Source organism: Aporhodopirellula sallentina SM41, from assembly GCF_000346505.1.
GTDB lineage: Bacteria > Planctomycetota > Planctomycetia > Pirellulales > Pirellulaceae > Rhodopirellula > Rhodopirellula sallentina.
On the sequence record NZ_ANOH01000361.1, the window covers coordinates 13,109 to 35,724 of the forward strand.

The window sequence follows — 22,616 nt, forward strand, 5'->3', positions numbered from 1 at the left end:
ATTGCGTTGAGTGATGATGATGCAAACCGCGGTTGAGCAAAACCTGTTGTCGAGAGCATTCGATGCGAGCGATCTCGAACGCATGCAGGAAAATATAGCCGAGCGAATTCCATTTTATGTTCGCATGCAAATCTCGTCCTACGAAGCGTCCGCGGCATGTTTGTTACACGCGCTCGTCAATGGGCGTCGCCTCGAGCCCCAACCCTTTTATTCGTTCTTTTGCAGTTCGACGTCGGAATCACTTTCGGGCGCTTTGAAGGTCGTTCGGCACAACCATCATGTCGAAAACACCGGCACTCATTTGGTGACGGCGGTTTATGATCCGACGGATTGGTTGAAGGAACTGTTTGATCCTATGGATGCGGGCACTGATGAAGCTTTGGTGCCGGGGATGGTCTATTTCAAAGACTTCGAGCGGTTTACCGATTTCGTCGCGAGCGAGTCACCTCGAAGTTTGCTAATCCGTCATGCCGGAAGCCTCACGGAAGATCAACTGGGTGGGGTGATGCGGGAGGCGAGCGAGAATGGGCGTTGGACGATACTCGATGAGTCGACAACCGATTTGTCGTTGGGCGGGCCGATCGCATCGAACATGGAAGTATTGCCGGACGTTGTGGTCTTCGGAGAGAACCTTGCTGATCACAAGTTGCCTGTGGGCTGTTTCCTGATGTCGAAACGTGTCTTCAGCGTTTGGGACAATGTGAAAGACTACAACCTGCACAGCAACACGTGGGGCGGAAACAGTGCGAGTCTTTCGACGGCGTTGGAGTTCTTGAAGACGACTCCGGAATTTGGGTGTCTTCCGGATTTGGTGACTGATCAAATGCGTCAGGCAATGTCCTCGCACCCGGCCGCGACGAAACTTTATGAGACGCACTGCAGTCCCAAGATGGCGACGATGCTCAATGTCGGCGGAATGAACAAGAACATCCGTTCGGCCTACGAGGCTCGGATTACGACGTTGTCACGTCGAGGAAAAGAGAGCGTGATCGATGCGTCGGGCACGTACGGTGTCAATCTCTATGGCCACAACCCACCCGATGCGATCGATGAAGTGCTGAAGAAGCACGAGTCTCATGGTGATTATTGGGATGAGTTGCAATCGCGATTGCATGAGAAGGCCGGTTTCGCTCATGTCATTCCCGCAGTCAGCGGTGCGACCGCGAATGAAATTGGATTGACCTTATCATTGCTTGCGTTCGCACCTCGCAAAAAGATCGTCGTGTTGAAGGGGGCTTATGCTGGAAAGACCCTTATTACTCTTTCGGCCACCTCGCGAGATCGATTCAAGTTGCCGTTTGCTCCACTGTATCCTCACGCTCACTATGTTGACCCTTTTTCCGAAAGCGGCGAGGGGAAACAGCAGTTGATGGACTTGCTCGCGACCAGAGACGTGGCGGTCGTCATCTTGGAAACGATTCAAGGGGAAGGTGGCGTGAAGCCGTGTCCGCAGGATTTCCTCGACCTTTTGGTGGTCGCCGAACGCGCGAAGCACGGTTTTGCGATCGCGGTCGATGAGGTGCAAACGGGCATGTACCGAACCGGTCGCTTTTTGAATCATCAAGGCAAGATCGATGAGCCCGATATCGTGATGATTGGCAAGGCATTGAGCAACAACATGTTGCCGGTGTCAGCGGTGTTGGTGAACGAGCGAATTTATGAACTCGCTCGTCAAAACAATGAGCATTTGGTTCAGCGGATGGAAGCGATGTACCGGTGTCAGATCAACGCTCACATGGCGAATCATGCGATTCAAGTTGGCGAGGATCAAGATCTCGCGGTGCGTTCCCAAGAGACAGGGAACTACTTCCGAGACAAACTCAAAGCAACCTCGGGTGATTTGTCGCTCGTCAAAGACATCCGGGGGGAAGGATTGATGATCGGCGTCGAGTTCGAAGAGGCGAAACTGCCTCGTCTCGTTCGCGGCTCATTTGGCGGTTTGATCGCGTCGCGATGCGTGAATGATGCGAAGCAACCGGTGTTGGTTGCATTCAATCCGGACAAGCCTTTCCTGATTCGGTTTGTCCCACCTCAGTGCATTACGATGGAAGAGATTGATGCGGTGGTCGACACATTCGATCGGGCGCTTCGCAGTAGCATTCTGGGTTTGCTAAAGCCTGTCGTGGTAAACACCGTCAATTCGAAGATCGGCCGGTTCTAATCTTAGAAGGCTGTTTGCGTCCTGCGGTGAAGTCAGCGACTGTCGTTAGTATGCCGACGAGGCCTCTGTCAGGTGCGCGTTTTGAGTGGCTCGGCACAGGTCCATGAGGATTTGTGTTTCCTTGAAGAGGTCAACCCACTGCACGTCTTCCTCGGAGTTGTTCACGACCTCACCGATCCGCGCGGTCGATTCCGCAATCGGCATTAGGAAATTGGATTCGGCAATTTCACCGAGTTCGAACGCGAGTTCCTTGAGCGAGTCGATGTCCTGTGAGTCGATCGCATCGGCCAATTGTTCAATCTGCTGACCAATTTTGAGTGCGGTGTGTTTGGGCATCGCAAGAGCGATTCCACGAGAGGTTGGGAAACCGAGCCCCTGGTCATCGGAATCGAACACGGTTCGTTTCAGGAAGTGTTCTACCAATTCGGTATCGAATTGAGTTCCGGCACATCGTCTCAATTCGGCAATTGCCTCGTCGCTCGTGCAGCCTTTGCGATAGCTGCGGTCCGAAGTCATGGAGTCGTAGGTGTCGGCGATTTTGAGCAGTCGCGAGGAAATCGGCGTGTTCTTGAAATCGATCGTTCGGTTGTTACCGGGGTCGCGGGTCATGCTGTGGTGGTAGCGAATGACCGACTGGAGTTCTTCGCAGTGGAATGTACCGGCGACAATGTCCAGGCCGACGGTGTTGTGCCGTCGCATGATTTTCCACTCGTTGTCATCGAGCGGTCCGGGTTTATGCAGAACGGTATCAGGGACGCCGATCTTGCCGATGTCGTGCAACAACGCGGCAATTTCGAGGACATACGTTTCACGCTGGCATAGCAAGCCGTCGGAGGCTTTCACGCAGAGGTCGGCGACGCGCCGGCTATGTTCCGCGGTCGCCGGGTCTCGATACGCTAGTGCCGATACGAGCGCCGTCACGGCATGGAACGGCAACTGAGCCAAGTCAGGATCGGCAATGTCGGACGTCTGAGGTTCTTCCTCGCCGAGTACCGAGATGCGTTCGGGGTCATAAACCACACTTTGGTTACGACCGCCTCGTTTGGCCACGTACAGGCACTCGTCGGCTTGGTTGATGAGGTCCTGCGTTTCTTCTGCACCGAATCGTGTTTCGCTGACGCCGATCGACGCGGTCAGACGCAGCGATTCCGGATCGCTCAATCGAACGTTCATGATCGCCAAACGGGTCCGTTCGGCTTGCTCGAACGCTTGATCGAGATCAAACCCGGGCAACATGACGCAGAATTCTTCACCACCGTAGCGACAAACGATGTGTTGTTCTTCGAACATTTGACGCAGGACTGCCGAAACCGCACGCAACACCTCGTCTCCGGTGTGGTGCCCGTAGGTGTCGTTGACGCTCTTGAAGTGGTCGACATCGACCATGAAACAAGACAACGGCCTCGCCTCTCGACGGAATTGTTCGAGCATCGGCTCCATGCGTTCGAAGAATGCCCGTCGATTCAAGCAACCGGTGAGTGCATCGCGGGTAGCGAGGATCTCGAGTTCTTGGTTCTTCTTGGTGATCTCGTCTTTGCTCTTTCGGAGCATCGTCAACATGTTTTCCAGTTCGACGCGGTGTTTCTCCACGTGCGTGACATCCTGGAAGGTAACGAGTGCCCCTTTTTGTTTGTCATCTTCACCGATGGGGCCGGCGTTGACGCTGAACACGCGGTGAACACCGTCGCGTCCGGTCATGCGGAGAATCTCCGCGGTGACGCTTTGGCGTTCCTGGATCGCACGGCTCCACGGGAAGACACGCCCGGTCTTGGCACTTTCGGTGGATTGACTCGGGAAGAACCAAGGCAGATCGGAGGCCAAGCGGTCGATCAGTTCGTCCATTTCGAAGCCGTTGATCGTCAAGAAGTTTTCGTTCGCGAGAACGATCTTCTCAGACGCATCGAGAACCAACAAACCTTCGGCGAGTGTGTCGAGTGCCTGACGCACGCGATCGGGAACGACCTGGGTTCGAGAAAACACGCCCATGATTCGCATCATCAACAGCGTGTAGGAGCCCATCCCGCAGGCGATGAAAAAGACGATGAACTTCGTGATGCCTGCATCGAGCACGCCACCGAACAGACCGGCGGGTGGTTTGCGGAAACAGAACTCGAGATTTCCCCAATGCTGATGCTTCAGCATGATCGGGATTTCCAGGCACAGGGTATCGTTCTGTGATGGTGTCGCGTCTGCCGAGGGTGAATCGTCGGGGGCGTCGTCCGAACCGGTGAATTTCTCCGTGAGCGATCGGAGTTTGGCCCGTCCGTCTTCGGCAAAATTCAAACCGGATGCGGGGCGTGGTGGTGCCGCTTTTTTCTGTTTGGCGAGCGAGGGGCGTGCCCACTCCGGGATATCGTCGACGACAATCGGACGGGAGCCGTCTGGCGAAGTGAGTTTTTGAACCGTTTCAGGTGATGTCCAGCAACGCGTGTGATCGTCGGTGGCGATCCGCAGTTCCCCGAGTTCCGTACGAACCCCGATCGATAGCAGTTGGTCGTCTTTCTTGACGATGGTTTTTAGCATCGAATCCAGGATCGGCCACCGCTGGTTTCGGATGTCGTCGAGCGTGCTGATCGCGATGTTTTGGCACGTTTTGCGGCGCGCAGCTTCCTGCTCGATGCGTGAATCCGGAATGAATCCGAACCACTGTGCACCGAGGATCAGTCCGATACCGACGCACACCAGTGCGAAGGCGAGTCGGAGCGATGCGAGGACAGCTTTAAACAAGAGTTTTCACGAAAGTTCAGTCGAGTTGACAGTAAAACAGTGAAATTCCCCGATCGATACCGAGCCATCGCTGCCTGTTTTTCAGGGCAGACATCGCACGGCTTCCGGGTTTGTCCGCCAACAATCCTGGAGTCGAGTTGAGAATATCTGGCAAACTCTTGGTCACAATTGCGGGTTTGCGTAAAATGCATGGTCATCCAATCCTTTGAGTGGATTAGCGAAGGGATTTTGAATCGATCATTCGGGTTAAATCGATTGCCGTATCCAATTTCCGTGGCTAGTCGGCTCGATAAACTAAAGACGCCGAGCGTCCGGTTTTCCGGAATATCCAGTGCGACCCGTCATGTTGGTTTCACCGTGAGAGTCGACGCGACCCCGATTATTTGATCTTTCTTTTGCTACCAAGGACGGAATCCCGATCAGCACGCCGCCCCCCCCAAAGTCCACGAAAGCCAATTCCAAAGATTCCACCGATGGCGGTACGCCGCGAAGCGACCTGCCGGATGCGATAGCGTCCGATGCGACCGGAGTAAACGACGCCGGTGCAAACGACGCCGGTGCAGCGCAGAAAGATGCGAGCTTTGAAGTCAAAGGTCTCGAGCACGCGGCGGCGAAAGTGAAAACGTTCCCGCAGGAACCCGGCGTGTACTTGATGAAGGACGCTGCCGGGGTGGTGATCTACGTCGGCAAGGCGAAAAATCTGCGGAGCCGCGCCGGCAGCTATTTTCTCAAAGCGGCCACCGAGGACGCTCGCACGGCGGACTGGATCCATGACATCGCTGACATTGACTATGTGCAATGCGAGAGCGAAGTCGATGCCTTGTTGATGGAGTCGCGGTTGATCAAGGACATTCAGCCACGCAACAACAAGGACCTCAAGGATGACAAGACATTCCCGTACTTGATGATCACCACGCGGGAAGAGTTTCCGCGCGTCGAAGTAACAAGGGAACCGAAGACGTCGGGCGTCAAACTCTACGGGCCGTTTACAAGTGCCGGTGCACTTCGCGGCGCGATCCAGGTGATGCAGCGAATTTTCAAATTCCGAACCTGCACGCTCGACATCAGCGAGTCCGACGAAAAGTGGAAATGGTTTCGACCGTGTCTTTTGGCAAGCATTGATCAGTGCACGGCACCATGCAACTTTCGGATCAGCAAGGAAGACTATCGCCGCGACATCAAGAGATTGCAAACCTTTCTCGAGGGAGGCAAGACGAAGTTGCTTCGCGAGATGAAGTCCGAGATGACCGAGGCGAGCAAGGCGTTGGATTTCGAACGCGCAGCTGTGCTACGTGACGAGATCAAGATGCTCGATCGACTTTCCGAACGAGGTGAGCTCGATACTCATGCACAACCCGAGGTTTTCTACATCGATCCTAGAAAGGGGCTGACCGGATTGAGAAAGGTGCTCGGGCTGTCCGAGACGCCACGGATTATCGAAGGCGTTGACATTGCGCACCTGGGCGGAAACGAAACGGTCGCTTCGTTGGTTCAATTCATCGACGGGCTTCCGTTCAAACCCGGATACCGCCGATACAAGATCAAGGACGTCAAAGGTGTCGATGACTTCCGCAGCATCTACGAAGTGGTCTCCCGTCGGTTTCGGAGGTTGAGTGACGCGGGAGATCCGTTTCCCGACATCCTGTTGATCGACGGAGGAAAGGGGCAGCTCAGTTCGGCGATGGCGGCGTTTCGGGATCAGGAGATCACTCCGCCGACAGTCATTTCACTCGCGAAACGCGACGAAGAGATTTTTCGCCCTGGAAATTCCGAGCCCCTGCGGCTCAGCAAAAACGCGTTCGCGTTGCGGTTATTGCAGTATGTTCGCGATGAATCCCACCGTTTTGCTCAACATTATCACCACATTTTACGTAATAAATCTACTTTCGAACGTTGAACCTTTCTGGGCATCCGAATGTCCCTTCGGGAACTAAAATGGTACCTTGCAGGCATGCGGACGCACGCGGAGGTGCATTCGAATCTCATTGAATCGTTGCGGTTTCGCTGGTCGTTCTGCGACGGTGCCCGGTTTGCGTTAGTCCTTTTTGACAATGCCGACTCAAAATACCGTCGTTCCATTCGCTCTGCTCGAACCTCTTTTTCGGAGTCCCAATCCACCTCGTGTCTCATCAACACAAATCATCGGACTTAATCTCTCTCGTTGATGATGGTCCTGAACGTAGCATCTTGGCGCGTTTAATCTTGCCTGGTTCCGTCGTTGAAGACGACCCTCTTGAAGAACTTCACGGCCTCGCCACAACCGCGGGAACAGAAGTCGTCGATGAATTGACGCAGCGGCGCGGTACCCCTGATCACTCGACCTATCTCGGCAAGGGAAAGGTCGAGGAGTTGCGTTTGATGGTTGAACGCCATGATGCGCATGTGATCTTTTTCGACAACGATCTTTCACCGGCCCAGGTTCGCAATCTGGAAAAGGCTACCAACGCCAAAGTGATCGATCGGACCGAGTTGATCCTAGACATCTTTGCGGCGGGGGCGCGGACTCACGAATCGAGACTCGCTGTGGAACTAGCACAACTCGAGTATTCGTTGCCGCGTCTCAAACGCATGTGGACTCACCTGTCGCGACAATCAATGGGGGTGGGGATGCGTGGTCCGGGGGAAAAGCAACTCGAAGTCGACCGTCGTTTGGCACAGAAACGCATCCACGATCTCAAGGTGGAGCTCGAGAGAGTCGAAGCCCGTCGAGAACGCCAGGTTGCCAGCCGCGACGAGTTGCCGACCATTTCGTTGGTGGGATACACCAACGCGGGAAAGAGTACATTGATGAACGCGCTGACCGAGGCCGAGGTTCTCGCGCAAGACAAACTCTTTGCAACGCTCGAGACACGAACCCGTCGTTGGCATTTGCCAAATTGGGGACACGTGTTGTTGAGTGACACGGTGGGGTTCATTCGAGACCTGCCGCACTCTCTCGTCGCTAGTTTTAAATCCACGCTCGAGGAAACCCGTCAAGCCGATTTGTTGATGCATGTCGCCGACGCGAGTAGCCCGAACGTGTTCGAACAGATCACGGCGGTTTATCAGGTGCTCGAGGATCTCGGCATTCAGGAGAAGGATACGCTGTTAATCCTTAACAAGATCGATTCGATTCGCAGCCCGCGGGTTCTCAATCGCGTGCTCGATCGTTACCCGCATGCGATCCCCGTGAGTGCTAAGACGGGGAAAGGCTTGGTGCCGCTTTGCGAAGCAGTAGGCGAAGCGCTCTCGCGTGAGTTTCTCGACGTGGAAGTGGATGTGTCGCATCAAGACGGAAAACTGCTCGCCTATTTGTCCGCCAAAGGCAAAGTGGAATCGCGTGAATTTCACGATTCTCACGTGACGGTTCGCGTCCGGATGCCCGCCGCGGCGATGGGCGAGGTGAAACGCTCTGCGATGCGAATCACCCCAACGCGTTTGACTCTCGCGGACGAACTCGGCAAAACAAACGGTCAACCGCAGTCGAACGACGCGTCATCGGCAAGTGAACCCGATGCCGATCGTTCACGCGAACCCGAGCGACAGACCGGTGTTGCGGAAAACGACAATCAGCAGAACGTCGATGTTCGAGACAGCCCGTCGAGTGAAGTGGCCTGAGCGAAATGGAGTCTCCCTCGAAAGCCAAGGCGAAATCGTGGATCGATCGCCGACGGTGGATCGCCGATGGAAGTGTTGCCATCGTTACGGGGGCGAGCAGCGGTATCGGTCGCGAACTCACATTACTGCTCGCCGAAAAACGCTGTCGCGTGATCGCGGTTGCGCGACGACAGGAACGTTTGGATGCATTGGTTGCTGATGCATCGAAGTTGGTGCCCGAACGTTTGGTCTATCCCGTTGTTGGTGATGTGACTGACATGTCGGTTTGTGATGAGGCTCTCGCGCAGGCTCGCACTCTCGCCCAAGGGCGGTTGGACTTGCTCGTTAACAACGCGGGGATTGGTGCGATCGGACGGTTCATGGATGCCGACCCTGATCGTATGCGTCAGATCATGGAAGTAAATTTTCACGCGCCGGTGCAATGGACGCGTGCCGCGATGGGAATGCTCCGCCATGCCGCGAAGGATTTTTCAACGCGACGCAGCACACCGGTAATCTGCAACATCGGCAGTGTGCTCGGGCATCGTGCGGTTCCCGAGAAGAGTGAGTACTGCGCGAGTAAATTCGCACTCCATGGCTGGAGTGATTCGCTGCGTGCGGAGCTGACCTCCGAGGGGATTGCCGTCGTGCTGGTTAGCCCGAGTACCACCAAGAGCGAATTTTTTGATTCGTTGGTAGGGACCGAAGCCGGACAAAAGTCAAAGAGTTTCGGCAGTTGGCCGGCCGACCGGGTCGCCCGGGCGACGTACTCGGCGATCGCAACATGCCGGTCCGAAGTCATTCTGAGCCTCGGCGGAAAGGCACTCGTTTACTCTGACCGGCTGACTCCGCCACTGGTCAACGCGATCTTGGCAAGGACGGTGGAGACTCCCGATTGAACGCCGGGCGGATGTTTGAGCGAAGCCGCGCTCGAATTAGATGCCATGAGGCGGGCAAGACCTCTGCGGTTCAAAACGAGCGTTTGCCGTTTCGCATTGAACGGTTTGGCTGGGCGACGACGAGATAGTGCAAAATTTGCAGCCGCTAAGCAAACCGCTAATGCAAAATTACAAGACTTTTGGCGAACTTCGGGGTTTCGTCGGGTATAAACGGTTTGCGAAGGAGTTTATCTCCCTGATAGCTATCCTGCTCCCGTTTTTCCCGCCTATTTTCATCGCCGAGTAGACCGCGCGTCGATCGCTGTATCGACATGTTTCGCTCGGTTGATGCTAGAGAGTGAGTGTCGCGATGAGACCTGCGCAATCGCCTGTCCTTGGAATTGTCACCTTCGCCGTGGTGTGGGGGTATGCCGGATTCTCTTTAAGGGCGACTGCTGAATCGCCAACGACGAGTGTCTCTTCACGTGTGCAGAGCGAGCAGTTTCAAGATGTCCTCGAGCCTCTTTCGCAGCGATTTGCAGATCGCCAGACCGCCGAGGTTCCCGACTTTCAACGTCACGTGATGCCTTTGCTGGGGCGTTTAGGATGCAACGGACGTTCCTGTCACGGATCGTTTCAAGGACGTGGCGGGTTTCAGTTGTCACTCTTTGGATATGACTTCAAAGCGGACCACGCCGCCTTAACGGATGAAAACGCGGGCCGAGTGGATGTCGACGATGTCGCAGAAAGTTTGATACTGGCCAAGCCAGTGGATGCCGACATGCACGAAGGCGGCAAGCGTTTTGACCGAGAAAGTTGGCAGTACAACACGCTCGCACGATGGATCGAGTCAGGGGCATCGACTTATCGATCGGTTCAGACGTTGGACCGACTGGAGATTCAGCCGGACGCGATTCAGTTTACCGGAGACGACCAGCAACAGCAGTTGACCGCGATCGCGCACTGGGCGGATGGGTCGAAGGAAGACGTTACGGAACTGTGCCGTTTTTCGACCAACGATGACTCCGTTGCAACGATCAACGAGCTCGGACGCGTCGACAGTGCATTGACGGGCGATACGCATGTGGTGGTCGCGTATGACCGTGCGGTGGTGCCGATTGCTGTGACACGGCGAATTGAATTCGACGGTAATGTTGCCGAACCACCGGTATCGGATCACGTCGTCGATCGGTTGATCGCTCAAAAGCACGAAAAGCTCGGCATCGTGCCGTCGCCGCTTTGTACGGATTCGGAGTTCATCAGGCGAGCGAGTTTGGACATCACAGGAACCTTGCCCGCAGCGGAGGAAGTTCGGCGTTTCCTAGCCAATGAGGATCCGAACAAACGCAACGAACTGATCGAGGATTTGCTCGACGCCCCCGGCTATGCGGCGTGGTGGGCAACTCGAATTGCCGATTGGACCGGCAACAACGAGCAGGAACTCAACAACGCGTTGCCGGTGCGCGGGTCGGCGTCACGCCTTTGGTACGAATGGCTTCGTGTGCGACTGGATGACAATGTTCCTTACGATGAACTCGTCGAAGGCATCGTGACTGCGCAGAGTCGACAGGACGGCGAAGATTACCTTGAGTATTGCGAATCGATGACCGAGGCATGCAAGCCCGGGAATGAAGGATTGTTCGCGTCACGTGACGGCATGCCCCTGTTTTGGGCCCGCCGAAATTTTCAGAAGCCTGAAGAACGCGCGATCGGATTTGCCTACGCCTTCCTCGGAATTCGTATCGAGTGTGCTCAGTGCCATAAACACCCGTTCGACCAATGGTCAAAAGATAACTTTGATCAGTTCGCAAAGCTTTTCGCGAGTATCAATGCGAGGCCCAATGCCGTCGCCAAAGATGCCACCGCGATACGCAAGGAACTGTTAGATGACATCACCGGTGGCGAGAAACTGAACAACGGTGAACTTCGGAGGTTGATCTACAAGCGGGCCAACGAAGGTGGCATCGTTCCGTTTCCGGAGCTGACGTATGTGAATCGCGCCAACACGGCGCGGCAACGTAAAATGAAGGGCAAAAAACGTGGTTCGATGCCCGCCAAAGTCAACGCCCCGAAGGGCTACCTGTTGGGTGATGCCGAGCCGATCGTGTTGGACAAAGATCCACGCGAGAAGTTGATGCAGTGGTTGCGAGATCCGGCGAATCCGTATTTTGCTCCGTCGATCGTGAATCGAGTTTGGGCGAATTACTTCGGTGTTGGGATTATCAATCCGACCGATGACATGAATCTCGCGAATCCGGCGAGCAATCAACCGTTGCTCGCTTACCTATCCGATGGCTTTCGCGAGAGTGGTTTCGATCTGCACTGGCTGCACCGCGAAATAGTGACCAGTGACGCGTATCAACGTAGCACGCAGACCAATCCGACCAACGCGAAGGATCGGCTGAACTTTAGCCGGCATGTTCCTCGGCGATTGCCCGCCGAAGTGATTCGGGATGCTGTTTTGTTGGCAACCCAGTCGAGCGTGCAAACTGAAAAAATGCGGACAACGTTGTCGGATATGGCGATCGCCGCTGATGTTCCACAGGGACGAAATCAGAGAAATTTTGCGTTGCAGGTTTTTGGTCAATCAGCTCGAGAAAGCAACTGCGACTGCGATCGCAGCGATTCGCCGAGTTTGTTGCAGTCGATTTACCTGCGCAACGACATGGAGATGTATCAACAACTCGCGTCCAAAGACGGATGGGTGGCGCAGGCGTGTGCGAGTCTCGGCGAGGCCGGACCGGGCCAGAGGAACAACCCGCAGCGAGATCAGATCGAACGTAAAGCCGACCAGACTCGCGTGCAGATGATTGCCCGCGTGAAACGTTACCTCGCACTGAATGATAAGAAACGAAAGGGGCAACAAGAGAAGTTTGAGAAAAACTATCAAGCGATGCGGAAACGTTTCAAACAATTCGGGTACGTCACGCCGTCGCTGAAGAAACTGTTAGCCGACCCCGATTCGTGGCAGTTGCGGAAGATCAGCGAACGCGACAACGCGAGCCTAGGTGGTGGGAAACCTGTCGCCTCGTCGCTCGATGCGATTGTCGAGGATGCATACCTGCGAGCGTTATCTCGAACGCCTGATCTCGAAGAACTCGAGATTGCGAAACAATATATCCGTGAGTCGGAATCGGTCGCGGACGGACTTTCCTCCGTGATGTGGGCGTTGGTGAACACGAAAGAGTTCATCATCACGCACTGATTTATTTCTTTTCCTTTGCTGTCCTGGATCAAACATGCGATTTCACAAAACCTGTGATGGCGTTCGTCGCCGAGACATTATTCGATTGGGTGCGCTCGGAACCGGTGCGGTCGGGATCGGCGGATTGTCGATGCCGAACTGGATGCAGATGGCGAACGCGGGAGAGGTGGCACCTCACGGGGCGCGGCGAGCGATTTTCATCGAACTCGTCGGCGGTCCGTCTCACATGGACACGTTTGACCTGAAGCCAGATGCTCCTGATGCGGTGCGGGGTGCGTTTCGTCCGATCAATACCAACGTCCCGGGCGTTCAGATTTCGGAGCATCTGCCGAAACTCGCTACCGTGGCGGACAAGTATGCGATTCTCCGCGGTGTGTCCCATACATTGGCCGCGCACCAACTCGGTCGCGAATACGTCAACTCCGGTAGCCGGCCGATTCCAGCGCTATCGTTCCCGAGTTTCGGATCGGTGGTTTCGGCGGAACGGCTTGCCGATGTGAATATCCCACCGCATGTCGCGATCCCCAAAGCCGGTCACGGGCCTGGATTCTTGGGTTTGCAAAACGCAGCGTTGGAGACGAAGGCGACGCCGCAATTTGGCAAGCCATTCTCGGTCCGTGGGATTGCGTTGCCAGGCGATTTGACGGTTGACGAAGTCTCACGGCGCCAGGAATTACTCAAGCGTCTCGACCGGCGATTCGCGGACCTCGAAGCCGACGACCAATTGCTGCAAGGCTTGTCTCGCTTTGGCGAGCAGGCGTACGCCATGATCACGTCCCCTCGAGCCAGAAAGGCTTTCGATATCAGCAAGGAACCCGAGAGCTTCCGTGCCCAGTTCGGTGAAGATGCGTTCGGCCAAAGTTGTCTGTTGAGCCTTCGATTGGTCGAATCGGGAGTTAACTTTGTTTCGCTGCAGTTGGGCGGGTGGGATACGCACCAGGACAACTTTACAAAGCTGAAGACGAACCTGCTTCCCAAACTCGACAATGGTTTGAGCGGACTGTTGAACGGTCTGGAGCAGCGTGGGTTGCTCGAATCGACGGCCGTCATGGTGACGGGCGAGTTCGGCCGGACTCCGAAGATCAATTCGCGGAGCGCCGAGGGTGGTCGAGATCACTATCCACGTTGCATGTTCATGTTGATGGCCGGTGGGAACGTTCGGGGCGGGCAGGTCATCGGCGAAAGCGACGATACGGCGGCGGCTCCGCGACACGATGCGATTTCGCCGGATGATGTGGCCGCGAGCTTCTATCACAACCTCGGCATCGATCCGACCAAAGAGTTCCAGTCTGACACCGGTCGTCCGATCACATTGGTTCGCAACGGCAAGGTGATCGACGCTCTGTTCGCATAGCTGATCGGAGCTGCAGCGTTTCTGAAAATGACGTAGCCGATGTCGCGAGGCGTCGGTGGCGTGAATTCGGTGGGCGGGATTTCGGTGGCATGAATTGTGGCGAATTCAGATACAGGGATCGGACACGTCGGATCCCCAAATGCTCTAGAAAAGGCTCGCCGGTTCTGCTTTGAGCAGTTTGCGTAACGCGAACACACCGGCGGCGTTGCACATGAATAGCGTTAGCGCGAGTACGACTCCGATCCACGTCCACGTCATTCGGATCGGAATGCTCGAGTAGTACGACGTTGCGTAGTAGAGCAGGCAGGCGAGCAACAGTGAGGGCGGGAACGCGAGCAACGCGAGAAGCGTTGATTGGGTCAACAGTGTCTTTACGAGAAAAGAATTGCTGTACCCGATCGCCTTGAGAGTCGCGTACTCACTCAGGTGAGCCATCACGTCGGACGCCAACACCATGTAACTGATCACGCCACCGACGACGACGCCTAACACGACCCCGATGCCAAAGATCATGCCGATCGGTGTTTGATAGTACCAACGTTGCCTTTCGGACTGCATCGCGTCATCGAGCGTCATCGCTTTGGCTTGTGATGCGGGACCGCCAAGCGATCGCAGACGCTGCTCGACCGCATGGAGACCTTGTTCGAGGGCCTCTGGATTTTCGAGGGAAAGCAATACCAGAGAAACGCGGTTTCCTCGTGGGCCGGGGGTCAGTGCATCGAAAGTTTCGCGGGTTCCGAGCAACGCCCCGTTTGCGGCTAACCCCGTGCCCATGAAGAACGTGCCCTTGATCGTTGCGGGACTGCCGGCGACATCAGTTGTGGTGCCAAAATCGAGTTCCCCAAACTTGATCTTATTCTTAGGTCCAAAACTCTTGTGGCTTGCGTCGTCGATCAACACGGAACCCTGGGGCCGCAATTGAGACCGTACCTGTGGCGTTAGTTCGGGAAGGTCGAAAGCCGGATCATCTAGATCGATTCCCATCAATGCAATCGCACGAAAGGACTCATCCTCTGGGCTCTGCCATACGGTGACACCGATGTCGAGTGGCACGGCGGACCGGACTTCCGGAATGCTCTCGAGCCACTGCGGCAGATCGCCTGGCACCGAGGTCGGGTCATAGACGTTGAGGTAGTCCTTTGACCGCACGATGATGTCGCACTTCATCCGGCTCAAGACGACCGTGGCGGTGTCACCGACGCTGCCGAGAAAGCCCAACTGCATGAACATGAGCAGGATGGCGAATCCGATTCCGCCGATCGAGACCGCCGTTCGAACCGGAGCATCCGTGAGGTTTTTCCACGCGAGCGAGGTCCGTCGGCCGGGCCTTCCCCGATGTTTAGTCGTCTGGGAAGACGCAGCGGTCGTTGCACCGGGAGTTACTTTCGACGTTGCCGACGCGTCCGCACTCATGTCGATGTCGGTTCATCGTCGCTCGCCGCAGCATCAGAGACGCTGTCATCGACCGGCGTGTAGATGGTTACTTCCACCTGCATACGGATCCGTTCGGCGGCGATGGCGTTGTGTTCCGGCGAAACCTGAATGGTGACTTCTGCCGTGTGACGATCAACCGGTTCCATCGGGAACGGACTCGGCATGGACGGTTTGGCAATCAGGGAATGCACCCGCAGCACCGTGCCACGGAGGTCGTTTGCTAGTCCAGAGCTTTCAATTTTGGCTTCTTGTCCGACTTCGATGCGATCGAGATCTGCGACGTTCACTTCCGCCGTGCAGATCATTTGGCTGGTATCGGCCATGTGCATCAGAGGCATGGTCGTGGTGGCTTGCCCCGGCATCGTGTCGATCTTGAGAATGCGACCGGAGATGGGGCTGACGAGTTTTGCCGTTTCGAGGTTCAGACGCAGTAACTCGATTTGCTTCTCGAGTGATTCCAGTGAGGCCGACGCCTGGGCCGCCTGAAACGCTTTCTCGGCAGCTTCGATGTCCTGCTTGGCCGCCGCAACGCCCAGTTCTGCGTTCTCGATTGCATTGCGGGCGTCGATGCGTGCGGCCTCGTATTGGGCACGGGTTTCGCTGATTTTTAGCGATTCCTCTTCGAGCTTATCTGCCGAAACGAGACGCTGGGTCGACGGATTGTCGGACGCGTTGCGAAGACGGTCGAGTTTCCGTTCGCCGAGTTCCGCGGCACGTCGAAGTAGGTCCAAACTGCCACCGGGGCCTTCCGCAATTTCGAGTTTGGCTCGCGCCTGCTCGAGTTGGGTTTGCGCCTGCTGGAGCTTCATCTGAGCGACTTTCAATCGAGCCTCAGCGGCCGCCTTTTCTGCTTTCAGGCGGGCTTTGCCTTCGGCGAGTTTGGTCTCGGCGACGTCGAGTTCGATGTTCTTCGCCCGCAAACTCTCGAGACGAACGAGCAAATCGCCTGCGCTTACCTGGTCACCTTCGCGAACCGCTAACTCCGCAACACGGTCACCGGGAGGTGCGATGACCGAAAGAACACCGCCGAGCGGTTCGAGTTGGCCTTGGGCGTGGACTTCGGAGGATTCGGACTGGCTAGCCTGTTCAGCGGAAATCGCGGTGTTTGCGTTCGACCGGTTGCCGGAGATGATTTTCGAGAATTGGGAATCGCAACCAACATGCGCCAACCCGCAAAACACGGCGAGCAGCGAGCCGATCAGCAGAGAGCTGGGAGTGGTGGGAGACCGCATGGAAATTCAGGGGACCGGAAGAAAACGAGTGGAATCAGAAAAAGCCCATACCTAACCGGATAGATTAATTCAGAATGGGGACAAGCGGTGCAAAATGACGAAAAGTCTGTACCGTATGCTCCTAGGTAAATTAACGTAGTCGCACCGCTTTTTACTATTCCCGTTACATGAAAGACAGCGTGAACCGCGAAAACGGCAAGACTGACCCTGCTGAAACAGTTCGATCGGCCCGCGATTCGGCGACTGGCAAGCTTTTTCAACGCTTTAAATCAAAAAGTGTGGAAGCTGATCGCAGTTTTGACGGGTCTGCGCTGATTGACGTCTGCGGGCTCAACCACTACTTCGGGTCCGGTGACGCTCGAAAACAGGTTCTCTACGACAACAATTTGCAGGTTCAGTCCGGCGAAATCGTCATCATGACGGGCCAGAGTGGCTCGGGGAAAACCACGCTTTTGACGCTAATCGGTACGATCCGGCGGATTCAAGAAGGCCAGATTCACATTCTCGGCGAGCCGATGAAGGGTGCCAGTTCCACCGAAATCAACGCGATGCGGAAACGATTGGGCTTCATCTTCCAGGCTCACAATCTGTTCGGATCGCTCACCGCGCTTCAGAACGTGAGGATGGCGTTGGAACTGCAGAATGACGGAACGCCCCGCAAGGAACAGAATCGGCGGTGCGAGGAAATGTTGGTCGCGGTCGGCCTCGGCGAGCGAATTCACTACAAACCCAAGAGTCTTTCAGGCGGTCAGAAGCAACGCGTGGCGGTTGCCCGCGGGTTGGTGCACCAGCCCGAGATTCTGCTGGCCGATGAACCAACCGCGGCCCTCGACAAAGACTCGGTACGCCAGGTCGTCAAGTTGTTCCAAAGAGAGGCACGCGAACGGGGAACGGCGATCGTCATCGTCACGCACGATAACCGGATTCTCGACGTGGCCGACCGGATCGTGAAGATGGACTTCGGGAACATTGCACAAGACACTAACCTCGATGAAGCCGCGTTGCTCGGCAAGATGCTGCATCGTTGCGATTTGTTTTCGCTCGTCTCAGTCGGCACGTTGACCACCATCGCTCGAAAGATGAAGCGGGAAGAACATGCGCCGGGCGATCGAATTGTGACCTATGGCGACGTGGGAGACCGTTTCTATCTGATTCGCGAAGGCGAGGTCGTGGTCCGTCGCCCTCCCTTGCCGAGCGACCCTGCTGGCCAAGGGAGCAAGGAATTCACGGAGGTGGCACGGCTGACAGAGGGCGATTTTTTCGGGGAAACCGCACTGCTGACCGGCGATACCCGAAACGCTCACGTCGACGCGACAACCGACACGGTGACGTACAGTCTCGATGCGGCGACGTTCCGAGAGGTCATGGAGAGCCAAAAGTCACTCGAGGAAGAGGTCCGCAGCAGTCTGTTCGCAGAATAAAGAGGTTTTGCAGAAGACGGCCGCCCCGTCTTGACGATTACGAAGACGACGTCAAAATACGTCACTCCCTCCGACCACGGACGGGAGCCAAGGAGGATAAGCGAATTGGCAAGCAGGTTGATTCGAAATCAATTGCTCCGTAAGGAGTTGCGGGTTCGAGTCCCGTGTCCTCCGCTCAGAAAAAGCCTCTGCGAGATCTTGGATCCGCAGAGGCTTTTTTCGTTTGAGTGTGTCTTTCGATGGGGCGTGCTGTGAACCCGCCGGAAACCTTTCTGTTATCCTGACGCCAAAAAATTTTCCGACGGAGGATATCGATGTCTGATCAGAAGTTCGCGACCGTCGAACGGTTGGTAAACCTATTGGATCCGGAATCGAATGTTATTTTTAATATGTCGATCGACGATGCAATCGAGCGGGTCGGAACGGGCGAACCTGACCGGGTGCGTGAGATCGATGGGCAGTTTGCTTTGGTCCATAAAAACGGCAAGATCGTCCGTTTGGCTCGGTCGATCGGGCGTCCGATGCGGTACTTTTTGGCCAAGCAAGCCGCCGGCCCCGTGCTGGTCATTGCCGAGCGGATGGATGAAATTCGCGACTACCTTGAAGAAGAGGGAATCGTGGACCAGTTTCACCCTTCCTATACCCGGATGGTTCCGGCCCACTACGTGACGGAATTGTCGCTGGTTGGTTGCCCCGACCCCAATCCGATTTACACGAGATACCTGACTCAGTACCCCAACGAGTTACCTGCCGACATCGATGAAATCGGCCGCGCATACATCGGGGCTCTCTCGAACGAGATTGATCGGTGGATCGATTCGATCCCTGAGGATGCACCGATCGGTGTGCTGTTCTCCGGTGGCGTGGACAGTGGTGCGGTTTTGACGCTCTCGTATCACTCGCTTCTCAAACGAGGGCAGAACGCCCAACGATTGAAGGCGTTTACATTGACCGTCAACCAGAACGGCAGTGACCTGGTTCAGGCATCCGAATTTCTGAAGAGCCTCGACATCGACTACCTGCTCGAACCGGTCCAGGTAGATGCCGCGAGCCTCGATTACAAGGATGCGATCCGCACGATCGAGGATTACAAACCGCTCGACGTGCAGGCGGCAACAATGGCGATCGCAGTTCTGAGAGAGATCCGAAATCAGTTTCCCGATTGGAAATATCTTTTGGATGGCGACGGCGGCGACGAAAACTTGCGGGACTACCCGATCGAGGAGAACCCGGAGTTGACGATTCGCAGCGTGCTCGGCAATCCGTTCTTCTACCATGAGGGATGGGGAGTGGACAAAATCAAGCACTCGCAAACGTACTCCGGAGGACAAAGCCGCGGGCACGTTCGTACTTATGCCACCGCTGCTCGTTTTGGGTTTGAAGGATTCAGCCCCTTTGCAACATCGAACGTGATCGAGGTCGCCGAGAAGATTCCATTTATCGATTTGACCAATTGGGATCACGAAAAACTTTATGCGTTGAAGGGCAGCGTGACGCGTGCCGGCGTGCATGCGATCACGGGCTTGAACATGCCGGTATTCGAGAAGAATCGTTTTCAACGTGGGACGACATCGGAAGACGATTTCTCAGCGGTATTTCCTGAGAACCCCATGGCGTACCGACAAGCGTTCGCGGAAATCTTCAACAGCTAGCCGCGCTCGTGTCCTCGTTTTTGATCGCGGATGATTCAAAATTTCTCCGAAACGACAAAGCTAACGACCGCGGAGATCTTGCGTCTTCGCGGATCAAAAAACGTTGTTTCATCATCGCGGCCCTACACATTCATGGTGGAGCAGGAGCGATCCGCGAACGGTGAAATCGAAGATGTGGCCACCGTGTTCTTGGCCAACAGCGAGTGCCCCTATCGGTGCTTGATGTGTGATTTGTGGAAGAACACACTTGATCATCCGGTTCACTCCGGAGCGATCGCAGAGCAAATTCGATACGCGCTAAAACGATTGCCGAGTGCAAAGAGTATCAAACTGTACAACAGCGGTAACTTCTTTGATGCCAGAGCAATTCCTAGAACAGACTATCGCGAAATCGCGGAACTGTGCTCGCCGTTCGATAGGGTCGTCGTCGAGAATCATCCGGCGTTGTGCAACCAAAGTTGTGTCGCTCTGAATGAGTTGCTCGATGGGCGTTTAGAAATTGCGATGGGGTTGGAGACCGTACACCCGGAAGTGTTGCCGTTATTGAACAAACAGATGACGTTGGAGCGGTTCGCGGAAGCCTGTGACTTTCTCGTTAGTAATTCGATAGCCATTCGCGCCTTTGTCTTGCTGCGTCCGCCCTATCTTGATGAGGAAGAGGGGATTGAGTGGGCAGTCAAATCGATTGAATTTGCCGCGGACTGTGGTGTCGGGTGTATCGCTGTGATTCCTACACGTGCCGGAAACGGTGCAATTGAGTTCCTGGCCGAGCAGGGTGCGTTCACGCCACCTCGTTTGTCATCGCTTGAGTCGGTTCTCGACAACGTTTTGAAGGAACCGAAAGCATATCGGGTGTTTGGAGACCTGTGGGACGCGGGTCGTTTTTCTTCGTGTGACCGATGTGTTGATGTTCGCGTGCAACGTATTCAAAACATGAACCTGACTCAGACGTTCCAAGCCCCCGTTGTGTGTGACTGTACCGAACCGGTGAGTGGTTGATGCGTGTCGATTCAGACGTCCTGGTGATCGGTTCGGGGTTTGGCGGCGGTTTAGTCGCGACGGTTTTAAGCCAACTCGGCTATCAAGTGACGGTCGTCGACAAAGCCAGCCACCCGCGGTTTGCGATCGGTGAGTCTTCAACCCCGTTGGCTGACCGTACACTCAAACGCATTGCCTCCCGATTTCAGTTGGACTGGCTCGCACCGCTTTGCGCGTACGGCACCGCACAGGACCTTCGTCCTCACGTGACCGTGGGATTGAAGCGTGGTTTCAGCTATTTTCAACACTCTGCCTATTCGGATTTTCATCCTCGTCAGAATCGATCGACGGAGTTGCTGATCGCCGCGAGTACCGACGATCGCATTGCGGACACCCATTGGCTGCGTTCGACAACGGACGACTATATTGCTGCGAAATTGGTTGACTCTGGGGTGAGGTTGATTGAAAACTTTCGGGTTCACCGGATCGAGCGATCGGAAGATTGGGTTGTGTCCGGATGCATCGCATCGGATGCTGAGCCGACTCGAGATCGTTCATCCGTTGAGTTGTCTGCTCGGTTTCTCATCGACGCCAGCGGTCCGGGGTCCGTGTTTGCACGCGACTTTATCAGCAGCGATGAAACCTCTCGACTCAAGACTCATACCGCAGCGGTCTACGGGCATTTCAAAGAACTGCAGGACTGGAACGATTTGTACGTCCGGGCTGGTGGCGATGATCAACCGCACCCGTACTTGAGCCATCGTGCTGCGGTGCATCATTTGATTGACGAAGGTTGGGTTTGGCAGCTCGGTTTCGACAACGGAGTAACGAGCTGTGGGATCGTCTTGGATCGTAACTCGCTTGTAGCAAATCCGCTGGCTAACGGTAGTGGCGAGGATGCTTGGCAGGCGATCCTGCGACGGTACCCGACACTGCAAAAACAATTTGCGGACGCTCATCTGGTCGCACCATCGAGATTGGTCGTGCGTGAGCGGTTACAGTTCCTGCGATCCGTTGGGGCTGGTTCACAGTGGTTGGCGTTGCCGTCGGCAATTGGATTTGTGGACCCGCTTCACAGCACCGGGATCGCACATACCCTGGCGGCAGTGGAGAAGATCGCCGAGATGTTCTCACGCTGCTCACAGGACGATCCATTTCCCTCGCATCAATCTCTCGGTGCCTACGCAGACCAGGTGCGTTCAGAACTTCTGTGGATCGATGAACTCGTTTCGATGTGCTACGCGGCGAGGTTCGATTTTTCGTTATTCACAGCCGCGACGTTGACCTACTTCGTGGTAGTGACTTCGGCCGAGAAAGACGAACGCGACGGTTTTCTGAGTGTGAATCATTGCGAGCTGGTCGCGGGCGTTGCGAGTGTTGCTCAACGCGTTCGTGATTTGAGAAAGAAGCACGAGAGCGAAGGGACTTCCCAGGACGAGATTCGTGACGCTGTCGATTGGATACGCAAGACGGTGGCACCATTCAATCAAGCCGGTCTACTGAACCCGGAAAAGCAGAATCTCTACCACCATACGGCTCCGTCGGACAAAACCGTGTAGCCAAACGACGCTGTGTTTCCATCGCACGGTACCTCGGCGATCAAATATGCGTTCAATGCGTTTCTGACCCCTTGGAAGTTCCGGGCATCTGTTCGCGGCCGGTGTCAGAACATCTACACCGCATCGATGTACCATAACCGTGTCCCACTTTCGCGTATGGGCAGGCTATCATGTAGCGATTCTTCTCCCGCGAGCGTATTGACCCGCTAGGACAACCTTTCAATGACATCACTGCGTAATTATCAACTTGGCTGCGAATCGAAATCGCGGCGAAGCGACTTTAGGCCGTTTTTCATCGTAATGTGGGTACTGGGCATCGTCTCCGTAAGCACGCTGGGCAGTATATTGCGTGCCGATGAGCCGAAGAAGGAATCGCTGCCCAAAGATCAAACGGCCGCACCGGAGTATCCGCTCGCAGTCGCGATTGATGGAGAAGACC

Annotated in this window: 13 protein-coding genes, 1 tRNA gene and 1 pseudogene; 12 read left to right on the top strand and 3 right to left on the bottom strand. The window is 55.5% G+C overall.

All coding sequences use genetic code 11. From position 1 onward, the window contains the following. The first annotated feature begins 13 nt into the window (after positions 1 to 13). On the top strand, positions 14 to 2,161 hold the full coding sequence (locus RSSM_RS23645; RefSeq protein WP_008685400.1) for an aminotransferase class III-fold pyridoxal phosphate-dependent enzyme: 2,148 nt from the start codon (positions 14 to 16) through the stop codon (positions 2,159 to 2,161). 45 nt (positions 2,162 to 2,206) lie between these two features. Here RSSM_RS23645 and RSSM_RS23650 read toward each other — a convergent pair whose 3' ends face one another. Beyond that, positions 2,207 to 4,888, bottom strand: a complete 2,682-nt coding sequence (locus RSSM_RS23650; protein ID WP_044303464.1) for a bifunctional diguanylate cyclase/phosphohydrolase — start codon at positions 4,886 to 4,888, stop codon at positions 2,207 to 2,209. Between the two features lie 508 nt (positions 4,889 to 5,396). Here RSSM_RS23650 and RSSM_RS23660 point away from each other — a divergent pair. The 5 genes from RSSM_RS23660 to RSSM_RS23680 all read left to right on the top strand — a co-directional run bounded on the left by RSSM_RS23660 (position 5,397) and on the right by RSSM_RS23680 (position 13,901). Next, complete coding sequence (locus tag RSSM_RS23660; protein ID WP_315850025.1) at positions 5,397 to 6,785, top strand: excinuclease ABC subunit UvrC; 1,389 nt, start codon at positions 5,397 to 5,399, stop codon at positions 6,783 to 6,785. Between the two features lie 224 nt (positions 6,786 to 7,009). After that, the gene (hflX, locus tag RSSM_RS23665; RefSeq protein ID WP_008685408.1) at positions 7,010 to 8,485 is read left to right on the top strand and encodes a GTPase HflX; all 1,476 of its coding nucleotides are present in this window, start codon (positions 7,010 to 7,012) and stop codon (positions 8,483 to 8,485) included. A gap of 5 nt (positions 8,486 to 8,490) precedes the next feature. After that, on the top strand, positions 8,491 to 9,363 hold the full coding sequence (locus RSSM_RS23670; protein ID WP_008685410.1) for an SDR family NAD(P)-dependent oxidoreductase: 873 nt from the start codon (positions 8,491 to 8,493) through the stop codon (positions 9,361 to 9,363). 349 nt (positions 9,364 to 9,712) lie between these two features. Next, a complete protein-coding gene (locus tag RSSM_RS23675; RefSeq protein ID WP_052336102.1) occupies positions 9,713 to 12,547 on the top strand; it encodes a DUF1549 and DUF1553 domain-containing protein in 2,835 nt (944 codons plus the stop codon). Positions 12,548 to 12,581: 34 nt separating this feature from the next. Beyond that, positions 12,582 to 13,901, top strand: coding sequence for a DUF1501 domain-containing protein (locus tag RSSM_RS23680; RefSeq protein WP_008685415.1), 1,320 nt, complete (start codon positions 12,582 to 12,584; stop codon positions 13,899 to 13,901). A 144-nt stretch (positions 13,902 to 14,045) separates the two neighbouring features. Here the strand turns inward: RSSM_RS23680 and RSSM_RS23685 are convergent, their stop codons facing one another. Both RSSM_RS23685 and RSSM_RS23690 read right to left on the bottom strand, forming a co-directional pair. After that, positions 14,046 to 15,314, bottom strand: a complete 1,269-nt coding sequence (locus RSSM_RS23685; RefSeq protein WP_008685417.1) for an FtsX-like permease family protein — start codon at positions 15,312 to 15,314, stop codon at positions 14,046 to 14,048. Beyond that, positions 15,311 to 16,567 carry an HlyD family efflux transporter periplasmic adaptor subunit gene (locus RSSM_RS23690; RefSeq protein WP_008685419.1) on the bottom strand — a complete coding sequence of 419 codons (1,257 nt, stop codon included), beginning with the start codon at positions 16,565 to 16,567 and terminating at the stop codon, positions 15,311 to 15,313. Before RSSM_RS23690 ends, RSSM_RS23685 begins: the two co-directional genes overlap by 4 nt. Before the next feature lie 167 nt (positions 16,568 to 16,734). Here RSSM_RS23690 and RSSM_RS23695 point away from each other — a divergent pair, with 167 nt between their 5' ends. From RSSM_RS23695 to RSSM_RS34950, 6 genes and pseudogenes are all read left to right on the top strand, one after another. Then, positions 16,735 to 17,988 (top strand): ATP-binding cassette domain-containing protein, encoded by a 1,254-nt coding sequence (locus tag RSSM_RS23695; protein ID WP_008685421.1) that lies wholly within the window; start codon positions 16,735 to 16,737, stop codon positions 17,986 to 17,988. 91 nt (positions 17,989 to 18,079) lie between these two features. After that, positions 18,080 to 18,162: transfer RNA gene (locus tag RSSM_RS23700), tRNA-Ser, on the top strand. 140 nt (positions 18,163 to 18,302) lie between these two features. Continuing rightward, entirely contained in the window at positions 18,303 to 19,640 is a 1,338-nt protein-coding gene (locus tag RSSM_RS23705; RefSeq protein WP_008685423.1) for an asparagine synthase-related protein, read from the top strand. Between the two features lie 30 nt (positions 19,641 to 19,670). Continuing rightward, positions 19,671 to 20,639 carry a radical SAM protein gene (locus RSSM_RS23710; protein ID WP_008685425.1) on the top strand — a complete coding sequence of 323 codons (969 nt, stop codon included), beginning with the start codon at positions 19,671 to 19,673 and terminating at the stop codon, positions 20,637 to 20,639. Further along, entirely contained in the window at positions 20,639 to 22,177 is a 1,539-nt protein-coding gene (locus RSSM_RS23715) for an NAD(P)/FAD-dependent oxidoreductase (RefSeq protein ID WP_008685426.1), read from the top strand. The genes RSSM_RS23710 and RSSM_RS23715 overlap by 1 nt, the downstream gene beginning before the upstream one ends. Before the next feature lie 222 nt (positions 22,178 to 22,399). Next, a pseudogene (locus RSSM_RS34950) lies at positions 22,400 to 22,616 on the top strand (hypothetical protein); the annotation flags it as partial.